Annotated in this window: 11 protein-coding genes and 1 pseudogene; 5 read left to right on the top strand and 7 right to left on the bottom strand. The window is 67.9% G+C overall.

The window, feature by feature from the left end:
* Window positions 1–14: 14 nt before the first annotated feature.
* Entirely contained in the window at window positions 15–2,039 is a 2,025-nt protein-coding gene (locus tag KYK13_RS02380) for a hypothetical protein (RefSeq protein WP_223641630.1), read from the bottom strand.
* 194 nt (window positions 2,040–2,233) lie between these two features.
* Between KYK13_RS02380 and KYK13_RS02375 the strand changes: the two genes are divergently transcribed.
* Both KYK13_RS02375 and KYK13_RS02370 read left to right on the top strand, forming a co-directional pair.
* Window positions 2,234–3,007: an alpha/beta hydrolase gene (locus KYK13_RS02375; RefSeq protein WP_223641628.1), complete on the top strand. Its 774-nt coding sequence runs from the start codon at window positions 2,234–2,236 to the stop codon at window positions 3,005–3,007.
* A gap of 10 nt (window positions 3,008–3,017) precedes the next feature.
* Entirely contained in the window at window positions 3,018–3,596 is a 579-nt protein-coding gene (locus KYK13_RS02370) for a DUF2378 family protein (RefSeq protein ID WP_223641626.1), read from the top strand.
* A 3-nt stretch (window positions 3,597–3,599) separates the two neighbouring features.
* On the opposite strand, the gene KYK13_RS02365 is transcribed toward KYK13_RS02370, so the two are convergent.
* Window positions 3,600–4,760 (bottom strand): acetyl-CoA carboxylase biotin carboxylase subunit family protein, encoded by a 1,161-nt coding sequence (locus KYK13_RS02365; RefSeq protein ID WP_223641624.1) that lies wholly within the window; start codon window positions 4,758–4,760, stop codon window positions 3,600–3,602.
* A 214-nt stretch (window positions 4,761–4,974) separates the two neighbouring features.
* Between KYK13_RS02365 and KYK13_RS02360 the strand changes: the two genes are divergently transcribed.
* The 3 genes from KYK13_RS02360 to KYK13_RS02350 are packed head-to-tail and all read left to right on the top strand — an operon-like array spanning window position 4,975 to window position 7,202.
* Window positions 4,975–5,286: an IS66 family insertion sequence element accessory protein TnpB gene (locus KYK13_RS02360; protein WP_223634902.1), complete on the top strand. Its 312-nt coding sequence runs from the start codon at window positions 4,975–4,977 to the stop codon at window positions 5,284–5,286.
* 4 nt (window positions 5,287–5,290) lie between these two features.
* Complete coding sequence (tnpB, locus tag KYK13_RS02355) at window positions 5,291–5,656, top strand: IS66 family insertion sequence element accessory protein TnpB (RefSeq protein WP_223634903.1); 366 nt, start codon at window positions 5,291–5,293, stop codon at window positions 5,654–5,656.
* Window positions 5,657–5,702: 46 nt separating this feature from the next.
* On the top strand, window positions 5,703–7,202 hold the full coding sequence (locus KYK13_RS02350; protein WP_223634905.1) for an IS66 family transposase: 1,500 nt from the start codon (window positions 5,703–5,705) through the stop codon (window positions 7,200–7,202).
* Window positions 7,203–7,650: 448 nt separating this feature from the next.
* On the opposite strand, the gene KYK13_RS02345 is transcribed toward KYK13_RS02350, so the two are convergent.
* From KYK13_RS02345 to ettA, 5 genes and pseudogenes are all read right to left on the bottom strand, one after another.
* Window positions 7,651–7,917 carry a hypothetical protein gene (locus KYK13_RS02345; protein ID WP_223641622.1) on the bottom strand — a complete coding sequence of 89 codons (267 nt, stop codon included), beginning with the start codon at window positions 7,915–7,917 and terminating at the stop codon, window positions 7,651–7,653.
* A complete protein-coding gene (locus KYK13_RS02340) occupies window positions 7,914–8,774 on the bottom strand; it encodes a hypothetical protein (RefSeq protein ID WP_223641620.1) in 861 nt (286 codons plus the stop codon). Before KYK13_RS02340 ends, KYK13_RS02345 begins: the two co-directional genes overlap by 4 nt.
* A 13-nt stretch (window positions 8,775–8,787) precedes the next feature.
* The gene (locus tag KYK13_RS38775) at window positions 8,788–9,201 is read right to left on the bottom strand and encodes an IS5 family transposase (RefSeq protein WP_255654165.1); all 414 of its coding nucleotides are present in this window, start codon (window positions 9,199–9,201) and stop codon (window positions 8,788–8,790) included.
* 149 nt (window positions 9,202–9,350) lie between these two features.
* A pseudogene (locus tag KYK13_RS02330) lies at window positions 9,351–9,578 on the bottom strand (transposase); the annotation flags it as partial.
* 680 nt (window positions 9,579–10,258) lie between these two features.
* Window positions 10,259–11,938, bottom strand: a complete 1,680-nt coding sequence (ettA, locus tag KYK13_RS02325; protein ID WP_223641616.1) for an energy-dependent translational throttle protein EttA — start codon at window positions 11,936–11,938, stop codon at window positions 10,259–10,261.
* Window positions 11,939–12,011 lie beyond the last annotated feature (73 nt).

Genomic DNA, 12,011 nt, shown 5'->3' with positions numbered 1-12,011 from the left:
ACACCCCGCTCCCTTCAGAACCGCGTCTCCACTTCCAGCGCGAACAGGTGCCGGGGCGCATGCGGCGGCGTCCGGGCACCTCGCGCGTCCTTCAAATCGACGACCCACGCGTACCGGGCCCGCGTCGTCACGGCGTCCAGCGTCCAGCTCGCATCGAGCGTGGCCCGGAAGGACTGCTCCAGCCGGTTGCGGGTCGACAGGTCCTCGTCCTTCCACACGGCGCGGCCGCGCAGCCTCACGGTTTCGCAAGGCCGGACCTGCGCCTCCACCACCGCGTGCGCGTCCTCCCGCACACCGCGGTTCACCGGATCATCCACGCGGGCATGCGCGTACTGCGCGGCCACGGACACGGCATCGTGGAGCTCCGCCTTCACCCGGGCCGTGAGGCGCAGGAGCGACCCCGAACAGGGCTCCTCCCCCGAGCCGTCGAAGCAATCCCCCGCCACGCCGACGTCCTTGTCCCGGTACTCGCCCCACAATGACGGCTGGAACAGCGCATGCGGCCGCCAGTCCACCCGAGCCGAGGCCCGCAGGTTCACCGTACCAGCGCTCCCCACCACCGCGCCGTCGGAAGGCAGCGTCCACGCATCGACCTCCCCGCGCAGCCGCAGCACGCCCTCCCACCGATGCAGATAGCGCAGACGCGCGCCCACTTCGTTCCGGGCCCGCAAGCCCTCCAACTCATCCGGGCCCGACATGGCCCCCGTGTAGGGATTGGCGAAGCCGCGCCCGTAGGCACGCAGTGACAGCTCCAGTTCGTTCGATGCGCCCGCGACCACCGTGCGCTGTAGCGCGCCGTAACCACCACCTCCGCCCGGCGCCGCATCGAAGGTCCGAGCCGCCTCCACGAAGAGGTCCACGGGGCCCAGGCCCCACGCACCGTCGATGCCCACCGCGCCGAATGCGCCGCCCGCCGGGTAGCCCGCCGTAGAGCGGAAATCGAGCATCGCGCCCTCCACGCTCCACACCGGCCGCGCCCCCCAGGCCGTCATTCCGACCTGCGTCCGCGAGCCCCAGCCCATCGCCACATGGCCACCGCCCGCCCACTCATGGAACACGCCGGGCAGCTTGCGAGACACCACACGGCCCATGGGTGCCCCTGCTCCCGCGAGCCACACCGCTGGCGCCTTGCAGGCCATGCCCTGACACGACGTCCGCTCCATCAGGGCATGCGAGATCAGCGAACGGGACTGGTACGAACCGAAACCCGTCACCGACACCCCCGCGGACGTCCGCACCGTCCCCACCACGCCCCGGAAGCCTTCGTCCCACTGAAAGTCCTGCATCACCTCCGCATCGCGCTCCTCGGGCGCGCAGGCCCCTTCTCCCAGAAAGCACCAGCGCTCCACATCACCCGGCACGCGCACGGTGTCGTCGGGCAGGAAACCCTCCGGTGTGGGCAACCCGGTCGTGTCCAACGTGAGGCGCTGACCGAAGCCCAGCCGGTATGAGCCCACCAGCACGGAAGCCCGCTCGCCCGTCCACTGACCGTGGAACTTGGGCACGACCACCGACACACCGGGCGCCTCCGCCACCAGCGCCCGCCGGTTCGCATCCCGATGCACCGCGCCCAACCGTCGCCGCGTCAGCGAAGTGAGCAGTCCCACGCGCCAGCCCTGGGGACCCGCGACGCGCACCTGGAGCGCCAGTGGAGGCAGCACCGGCTCCGACGCGGCGAATGCCGTCAAAAGCCTCGCATCCCCCGTCACCCGCTCCGGCGCCGAGGTCGTCAGGAAGGGGGCCAGCCGTCGCCGCTCCTCCGGAGTCAGCCCTCCAGAAGCCGCGACCCCATCCACGCGCGCGTACGTCAGTCCCGGCAAGGCATACAGCCCGGCGCGCGACGCATGCGCCGGATCCACGCCCGAGCGCCGCAGCACCAGCAGCGCGGACAGCGTCTCCGCAGTGATGGCGCCGTCCTCCCTCAACGCGAAGAGTGCCTGCTCCCCCGTGTCCTCGGGGTCGACCTCATAGGACGCGGCGAGCACCGTGAAGGGCACCCCCAGCAGGAACAGCCACACGCAGACGAGGACGGAACGCACGCGGCGGGCCCTCTGCACGAGCGGGACCACCCTTCCCTACAGAGAAGTCACGACATGGGGCCCATCCCTTCTCGGGACTCGGGGTCCAGGCGAGGGACGGCGGTCTCGCGTGCGTCACGTGGGCGTGGGCCGGTGCGGCTATGCTGCGGCCACATCTTCGCGAGGCCGGCCCCGTCCGGCCCCAGAAACAGCGCATGGGCTACGTCCACATCCTTCGCCACTTCCCCTCTCCCCAGGAGGGGTTCAACCGCACCGTCCGCATCTACACGCCGGACTCCTACGACGCCTGGCAGACCCACCGCTTCCCGGTGCTCTACATGCACGACGGGCAGAACGTCTTCGCGCATCCGGAGTCCGCCGTCTTCGACACGTGGTGCGCCAACCGCGTCGCGGAGGAGAACGTCCAGGCGGGGCGGATGGAGCCGTGGATCATCGTCGCGGTGGACTCCGGTCCCGGCCGCTTCCAGGAGTACTCGCCGTGGGACGAGCCGCGCAACGGCGTGTCCGCGCGTGGCGAGGCCTACGGGCGCTTCCTCGTGGAGGAGCTCAAGCCATACATCGACCGGACGTACCGCACGCGCCAGGGCAGCGAGTGGACCGGCGCGATGGGCTCGTCGCTGGGCGGGCTCATCTCGCTGTACCTGGGGTGGAAGTTCCCGCAGGTGTTCGGACGCATCGGCGCGCTGTCGCCCACGGTGATGTGGAGCCAGGGCCGCCTGTTCGACGCGTGGCGCGAGCACAGCCGCCGCTGGACGCGCATCTACCTGGACGCGGGCGACTCCGAGTTCATCCACGCAGGCGGCCTGCCGCTGAACTACGGCCAGGGTACGCGCGACTTCTTCCAGCACCTCAAGCGCCTGGGCTACGCGGACCACGAGGTGTCACTCGTGCTGGAGCCCGGCGGGGAGCACCACGAGAAGGACTGGCAGCGCCGGCTTCCGGCCGCCATGCAGTGGCTGCTCGGGTGAGTCTTCTTCCGTGACGCGCCGGCCCCGCTCGGTGCCGCCCGAACAGCGGCAGGTCTACGTGCAGGTCGTGGAAGGCCTGCTCCAGCACGGCCTGAGAGGTCAGGTGTCCCCCCGCCTGCGGGAACGGCTGAAGCAGGCGGGCGTGGACCTCGACCGGCCGCTGTTGCCGCTCTACCCCGTGCCGCTCTGGGCGCGGTGCCTGGAGATCATCGTCGAAGAGGTGTACCCGGGCCTGCCTCTGGCGGAGGGTTATGCCCGGCTCGCCCGGGCGCACGTGGAGGGCTACGGGGCCACGTTGCTGGGGCGCGGGGTGATGGGCGTGGTGCGCATGCTGGGCCCCCGGCGCGTGGTGCACCGCATTCCAGAGGTGCTGCGCGCCACGGACAACTACACGGAGGTGACGCTCGTGGAGCGCGGCCCCGCGCACTTCGAGCTGCACTTCAACTCGAGCCTCAGGGGGCCCGGCTACGCGGAGGCCCTCTTCGAGTCCCTGCTGGCAGTGGGCGGCGCGAAGGCGCCTCGCGCGACGAAGCTGTACGACGACGGGGAGCGCACCGAGTACGCGCTCACCTGGGAGCAGGAGCCGTGAGGCTCACGTCGCCTGGATGAAGCGCACCGCCTCCCGCATGGATTCCATGTCCGGGTGGCGCGTGAGGTACATCTCCTCGCCCAGGAGCGAGTGGTAGATGGGCGGCAGCTCGCGGTGCACGAGCAGGGAGCTGCCCAGGCGCTCCACGATCTGCTGATGCGTGTGGCGGTAGCGGCGCGCGTGACGGCGGGCGCTATGACAGACGTGGTGGCGCGGCGTGTACTGGAAGTCCGCCACCGGGTCGCCCGTCACGACGCGGGCATAGAGCCGGTACACGTCGATGTCGCACGTGTAGTTCATCATGTCCGTCATGAAGCCGCCGGGCGGGCGGAGGTTGGCCTCCAGCACGACGAAGCGGCCATCAGGCAGGCGGAAGAACTCCAGGTGGAACCAGCGCTCGCGCAGGCCGAACGCTGCGACGACCTGACGGCCCAGCACGTCGAGCGCGGCGGGGATGTGCTGAAGGCTCCAGAAGGAGATGTCGCGCTGTTCGGTGACGGTCTCCATGCCGCCATCGCTGTACTCGTGGCTGAGGTTGAAGACGATGACGCCGTGGCGGTCCACGATGCCGTCGTAGGTGACGATGGTGCCGCGCACGAAGGGCTGCGCGACATAGGACGTGGGCAGCGGGTGGGCGAGCGCCGCGTCCACCTCCGCGTCGCTGGCGACCTTGAAGGTATGGGCAGCGCCCACGCCCACGTCGGGCTTGAGCACGAGCGGGTAGCCCACGCGGGCGGCGAAGGTCTTCACCTGCTCCGCGTCGCGCACGCGCAGCAGGTCCGGGTGGGGGACGCCGGAGGCATGGAAGACCTCGGCCATGCCGGACTTGGAGCGCAGCTTGAGGATGTCCGAGGGCTGGAGGCCGGACACGTGGAAGTCCTCGCGCAGGCGGGCTTCGACTTCCAGCCAGGACTCGTTGAGGGACTCGATGCGGTCGATGCGGCCATGGCGCCAGGTGAGGTAGCCGGTGGCGCGCAGCAGGGCGTCCGAGTCATTGAGGCTGGGGACGAAGAAGTATTCGCGCAGGGCTTCGCGCAGTTCGTGGCGCAGGGACTCGTAGGGAGTGTCGCCGATGCCCAGGACGGTCACGCCACGCTCGCGCAGCGCGGTGGCGAAGTGGAAGTACTGGGAGGGGAAGTGAGGGGAGATGAAGACGAAGTTCATGGCTCCTGGCGGGCGAGTCCTCCGCTGGGGAGGGACCATAGCGGCCCCGCCCGCGCCCTAGAAGCCCGGTGGGGAACAGTGTCTACCAGCGGGGCTCGCGCGGGAGGCCCGGAGTGGGAACACTCGCGTCATGGCGGAGGATTCGTAACCGTCCGGCCAACGACGTGCCGTGAGGGATTGCCGGGGTAGCGGGGCGCGGCGGACGCTGCTGGGCATGGCGAAGCAGGTGGAGAAGCCGGAGTGGGCGCGCATCGCGGAGGCCTTTGAGGCGAGCGGGCAGACGCAGCGGGAGTTCGCGTTGGCGCACGGCATGCGGCTGAGCACGTTGCAGTCGTGGGTGTACCGGCATCGGCGGTCCGCTCCATCGCGAGCGGAAGCCGTGCGGCTGTTGCCGGTGCGAGTGGCGAGCGCCCCCGCGGCGCCGGAGTCCCTGGTGGTGGTGGCCACGAGCGGAGCGCGGGTGCGATTCGCGGTAGGTACCGACGTCGGTTACGTGGCCCGGCTCGTCGCCGCGTTGGGGCGCTGAAGCGATGTTCGCCCTGCCTGCGTCGGTGCGCGTGGTGCTGGCGATGGAGCCGGTGGACATGCGCAAGTCGATTGACGGCCTCATGGCGCTGGTGCGCACGGCATGGGGCGAGGACGTCTACTCGGGGCACCTCTTCGCCTTCGTCTCCAGGCGGGGCGACCGCATCAAGGTACTGACGTGGAGCCGGGGCGGCTTCGTGCTGCTGTACAAGCGGCTGGAGACGGGCCGCTTCCGGCTGCCGCCGGTGGACGCGGGCGCGCAGGCGGTGACGCTGGACGCCACGCAGTTGGCCATGCTGCTGGACGGCATCGACGTGGCCCAGGTGAGGCGCCAGCCCGCCTGGACGCCTCCCGGGCGTCCGGGCACCTGACGTGCCCGGCCCGGGACACGGCGCGGCGGCGGGGTGTTGAAGCCCGGTGCCCCGTGAGCTTCCCCAAGACCACTTCTGCCCCTGGCGCGAAGAGGCCGAAGAGCTCAAGGAGCGCCTGACGTCGCTGGAGGCGAAGATGGCGGCGCTGGAGCGTCACGTCTTCGGCAGGAGGACGGAGAAGCTGCCGACGGTGGCCGCCGAGTTGCGTGGAGCCACGGACTCGACGGCGGCCCAGGCCGAGGCCGCGAAAGAGAAGCGGCAAGAGAGAGCCGCCCGCAAGGCCGAGGGGGCCCCGGCGCGGGAGATTCGCCACGCGGTGCCGGCCGAGGAGCGCCACTGCCCGGCGTGCGGCAGCGAGGACTTGAGGCCCCTGGGCAAGGGCAAAACCTCGGTGGTGTACGAGTACGTGCCCGCCCGCTTCGAGAAGCAGGTGCACGTGCAGGAGGTGCTGGCGTGCGCGTGCGGCCGGGGCGTCGTCACCGCCCCGCCTCCGGCCCGGGTGGTGGACAGGGGCGAGTACGGCCCGGGCTTCCTCTCCCACGTGGTGACGTCCAAGTGCGCGGACGCCATGCCCCTGCACCGGCTGGCCCAGCGGGTGGAGAGAGGCGGCGTGCCCATGAGTCGCAGCACGCTGACGGACCTCTTCCACCAGGCCGCCTCGGTGCTGCTTCCTCTTTCGCAGCACCTCCTGCAGTGCATTGCGTCCGCGGACGTGGTGTGGGCCGACGAGACGCCCATGCGCGTGCTGGACGTGAAGAAGACACGCCAGGGCTACCTCTGGACCTTCCTCACCCAGACGCCCACGGGCGAGTGGCTCATCGGCTACCGCTTCAGCCTCGGCCGGGCCAGCACGACGCCCGAGGACGTGCTGGGCGGCACCCGGGGCGCCCTCGTCGTGGATGCCTATACCGGCTACAACGCGGTGACGCTGCCCGAAGGGCGCGTCCGCGTCGGGTGTTGGGCGCATGTGCGGCGTCGCTTCTTCGACGCGCTGCCCACCGCGCCCGAGGCCCGCGAGGCCTTGGACTTCATTCTGGCCCTCTACCGGGTGGAGGCGCTGGCCCGCGACGCGGGCGTCGTGCGCACGGACGCGCACCAAGCGCTGCGCCAGCAGCAAAGTCTCCCCGTCCTCACTGCGCTGCGTGCGTGGATGGAATCCCAGGCCCCACGCCACCTGCCCAGGGGCCCCATGGGCCAGGCCCTTTCCTACGCGCTCAAGCAGTGGGACGCCCTGGCGCGTTTCGTCTCTGACGCGCGTCTGCCCTTGGACAACAACCGCTCCGAGGCGGCGCTGCGCAAGGCCGCCCTGGGCCGGAAGAATTTCCTCTTCGTCGGCCACGAGGCCGCAGGGCAGAACCTCGCCGGCCTCTACGCTCTCGTCGCCACCTGCGAGGCCAACCAGGTCAATCCCGAGGCCTACCTCGCGGATGTCCTGTTGCGCGTCCAGACGCACCCGTACTCGCGCATCGGTGAGTTGCTACCTCACGAGTGGATGCGGCGACGCGCCGCTGACCCGCCCGAGTCACCCCTCCAGCCCAGTCCCTGACCAACTCGCTCCTCGCGGCGCTCGCTGAGCACGGTCGTGGTCCGTCTTCAATCCTTCCGGCACGTCACTGGCCGGACGGTTACGAGGATTCCAAGCAGTTCGCACGGGCGAGGGAGGCGATGGGAAGGCACACCATCCCGGAGCTCATCGACCTGTTGGAGAGCGAGGACGTCCGCACACGCTTCCTGGCGGAGATGTGCCTGAGGGACGCGACGTCCACCTGACTCCACTTCCAGCCCGCGGGTCCGCGGGCCGAAAGGGAGGCAGCAATGCAGGAGTGGCGCGACTGGTGGGCCGCGCGGAGGGACACGTTCAAGAAGCGCTGAGGCGACCGGAGCGGCTGAGTTCCTTGGGACACCGGAGACGCCCCTCGCCCCTGACCAGCCCGGTCCGCCCTTTAGTCAGGGCCTGTTGGACGACCTGATGTCCTCACCAGTGCGAGCAGTGGTCACGTGTCAACCACCCGTCCCACCCAAGGCCTCAAGAGCTCATTAAAGCCTTGGTCGCTAAGCCTTCCCTTTCCGACTCTCCACCACAGTCCTGACTCCAGCAAGACCCTCAGAGGGATGGATGGGAATGCTCTCTTGAAATACGAAACAATCGCACTGTGAGAGACCCCACCCTCAAGCATGCTTCCCAGCAGTTCTGCGAGTTCCACAGGGGTCAGCAGCTTTTCTTTCACGCGAAGCGCGTTCAAAACCTCCTCGTCGTTCATTGGGTAAACTCCACAACCACCTTGTCAACATCGTTAAGCAACACCCGCACTTTGTTGAACCCTGCCTTCAGAGACATCTTTCCCGTAAATGTCCCAGATTGTGCAGCATCCTCTGGCGACAGCAATCCTCTCTCGGCCAGCTTGAACGCCCTGAATTTATCTCCCATATCCGCGGAGTTGATCCATGTCCCTCGCACCCCTTTGACTCGCTCACCGAAGGCGGCAAGAGCCTCCCGGAACATTTGACCACCACTCGGAGTTCCAGGAGCCTTCTTGATCCATAGATCAACAAAGCCGTCTTCTCCAAGCTGCGCCATGACACCGCCCCCTCCCTGTACATGAGCAGTAAACTCTGTCACGCCTTTGGCAACGTCTTTTACTGCTCCCTTCGAAAGGAGAGATGTTCCTTTCGAGACAACGCCGCCAACGGTGGACGCCATTCCGTAGATTGCCGCACCCGCCAACAATGTATGGCCACCAGCCTTTGCGATTCCCGAGGCGCACTGTCCAAAACCGCCAGAAGTGCATCCAGGCTTCACCTTGTTGACGCTCTCCCCCGCGTCCACGAATGGGATGAAGTGATTGACAGTCAGAGAGGTCGCGGCGAACGAGCTGACGGGAGCATAGTGATCGTAGGTCTGAGAAGCCTCAAGCAGGTTACCGAGGTGCCAGTTCGCACCCGCCCTGGCGAGGTGGCATGTCACATCGATGCCGCAGGAGAACTTCTCAGAGTTCAGCGCTCCCGAGACAGTGTTCAGCAAGGACGTCACGCTGGAACGGTAGGGCGCGGAACTCTCGCCCACGTCATTCGTGTAGTGCCCCGACGGCACCAGCTTCGCGTCATCCAGGGACGTCACGCTAGAGCACATCTCATAACCGAGTCTTCGGGTGAAGCCACCTGAGGAGAAGGATGACGCAGCCGAGCTGGACGAAGCCGAGGAAGTTCTCGGCTTTCCGCTCCCAGCGCGTTGCGATGCGGCGCCAGCGCTTGAGCCACGCGAAGAGGCGCTCGACCTTCCAGCGTCGCTTGTAGCGCCGCAACATGCGGCCATCCTGATGGCGTCGGCTGTTCTTCCTCTTCGGCGCGATGAGTTCGATGCCGCGCTCTTGCTTCAAGCGCAGTTGCAGGGCACGCCCATCCCACGCCTTGTCGGTAATCAGTCGGGGAGGAAGGCTCTCCACGAAAGCAGCGTCGAGAGTTCCTTCGGTGAGCACACTGTCGAATCGGTTTCCGCCTGCAATATGGACAGCGAGTGGAAGACCATCGCCGTCTGCAAGCGCCATGAGTTTCGTGGTGTTCCCCGCACGGCTCCTGCCGACGCAGGCCCCCCTTTTTTCGCCGGCACGTAGGTGCCGTCGATGAAGCCCTCCACGTCCTCGATGCCGCCGCGTTGCTCGAGGTCTCGTCTCAGCGCCGCGAGAATGCGCGGGAGCACGCCCGCTTCCACCCAGCGCTGAAAGCGCCGGTGGCAGGTCTGGTACGGAGGAAAGCGGCGAGGCAGGTCCGCCCACGGCGCCCCCGTCCGAAGCACCCAGAGCACGCCGTCCAGGACCTGCCGGGCTGAAGCCCACGGACGCCCACCCCGCTTGCCTGGGGGGCGGCGCTCGCCTTCAGGAATGAGCGGCTCGATGGCGCTCCACTGCTCGTTGGTCAACAGCATTCCAACGGTAGATCAAACCGCTGGCCTCCCGTCGAGTGCTCCGAGCACGGTTATGAGATGTGCTCTAGATCCCAAAGCCTGTGCTTGGCTCAGGACTCAGTCGGTGCGTAATGAAGGTCGATACACCGAGCCTTCCTGGCGCCTCCCAGGAACACGGGAAGTTGTCAGCAAGACATGAGCCAATGCCCGAAGCTGCGTTGTTCCGAGCGCCGTCCCGGCCCTACAGGCTGGACTGTAGATGCCCATCTCGTTTCGTGGACGCCACCGTTCCCGCATCTCTGACGCTCGATGGACAGGGAAGGCGCGGCGCGCCTGCGACGCACGGCTTCACGCAGTTCGCATGCAGAGCTGGGTGGAGGACGACTGCGGTGCGTCCACGAACGAGCGACAGTCAAGTCTCCGCGGAGCCTGGACCCGATGCCTTTGGCCAGGTCCTGCCCAGTTCGGAGGCAGCCTCCACGCACGAGCCAGTCGCGGTCATGGCTTGCCGCGCAGTAGTCTGAAGAAGCATTGAGACGATGCTCGTGCTCGACCTGAACAAGCACGACATGTGACACCCGGGCCCCAATAGGGAGTCACTGGGGCGGAGGGTTCCAGCGCAACCGTCCGCACCTCGGCCAGCGACGACACCTCCGCCCCGGAACCACTCACAGGGCGGAGCACAGCAACACCGCGGTGCCTCAGCTCTTCGTCAGCGGGCGGTACCGGATGCGGTGCGGCTCCAGCGCGTCCGGGCCCAGGCGCTTCTTCTTGTCCGCTTCGTAGTCCTCGAAGTTGCCCTCGAAGAAGAACGCCTTGCTGTCACCCTCGAACGCCAGGATGTGCGTGGCGATGCGGTCCAGGAACCAGCGGTCGTGGCTGATGACCACCGCGCAGCCCGCGAAGCTCAAGAGCGCGTCCTCCAGGCTGCGCAGCGTCTCCACGTCCAGGTCGTTCGTGGGCTCGTCCAACAAGAGCAGGTTGCCGCCCTCCTTCAGCATCTTCGCCAGGTGCACGCGGTTGCGCTCGCCGCCGGACAGGTCCTTCACCCGCTTCTGCTGGTCCTGCCCCTTGAACGCGAAGCCCGCCAGGTACGCGCGGCTGGGCATCTGGCCCGCGCGGCCCAGGTCCAGGTGATCCAGGCCACCACTCACCTCCTGGAACACCGTGTTTTCACCGTTCAGCGCGTCGCGGCTCTGGTCCACGTAGGCCATCTTCACGGTCTCGCCCACGCGCAACTCGCCCGCGTCCGGCTTCTCCGCGCCCGTCAGCATCCGGAACAGCGTCGTCTTGCCCGCGCCGTTCGGACCAATCACGCCCACGATGCCGCCCGGCGGCAGCTTGAAGCTCAGGTCGTCGATGAGCAGCCGGTCCCCGTACGCCTTGCGCAGCCCCTTCGCCTCCACCACCAGACCGCCCAGCTTCTCGCCCGGGGGAATCACCACCTCGCCCGTCGGCTCGCGCTTCTCCTGAGACTGGTTGAGCAGGTCCTCGTACGCCGCGATGCGCGCCTTGCTCTTCGCCTGACGCGCCTTCGGAGACGCCCGCACCCACTCCAGCTCGCGCTTGAGCGTCTTCTGACGGTGGCTCTCCGACTTCTCCTCCAGCTCCAGCCGCTTCTGCTTCTGGTCCAGCCAGCTGGAGTAGTTCCCCTTCCAGGGCACCCCCTCGCCGCGGTCCAGCTCCAGAATCCACTCCGCCACGTTGTCCAGGAAGTACCGGTCGTGCGTGATGCACACGATGGTCCCCGTGTATGCCTTCAGCGCCTGCTCCAGCCACGCGACGCTCTCCGCGTCCAGGTGGTTGGTGGGCTCGTCCAGGAGCAGCAGGTCCGGCTTCTCCAGCAGGATGCGGCAGAGCGCCACGCGGCGCTTCTCACCGCCGGACAGCTTCGTCACATCCGCGTCGCCCGGCGGCAGCCGCAGGGCGTCCATCGCCATCTCCAGCGTGCGGTCCAGCTCCCAGCCGTTCGTCGCGTCGATGAAGTCCTGCAGCTTCGCCTGCTCGGCGAGCAGCTTCTCCATCGCCGCGTCGTCCATGGGCTCCGCGAACTTCGCGCTCACCTCATTGAAGCGGTCCAGCGCCTGACGGATCTCCTTCAGGCCCAGCTCCACGTTCCCCTTCACGTCCAGCTTCGGGTCGAGCTGCGGCTCCTGCGCCAGGTAGCCCACCTTCACCGTGGGGTCCGGCTTCGCGATGCCGAAGAACTCCGTGTCCACCCCCGCCATGATGCGCAGGAGCGTGGACTTGCCGGAGCCGTTGGGGCCAATCACGCCAATCTTCGCGCCCGGAAAGAAGGACAGGTAGATGCCTTTGAGGATGTCCTTGCCGTTCTTGACCTTGCGCAGGTCCTGCATCGTGAAGATGAAATTCTGGGCCATGGCGGAAGGCCTCCTGGGATTCGCCGGAAAGACGTGAGCGGGGCCAGCGGATAGCAGGGAGCCCCATCCGGCT

The sequence above is a fragment of the Corallococcus sp. EGB genome (assembly GCF_019968905.1).
Lineage (GTDB): Bacteria > Myxococcota > Myxococcia > Myxococcales > Myxococcaceae > Corallococcus.
This window is presented reverse-complemented; position numbering and strand designations above follow the sequence as displayed.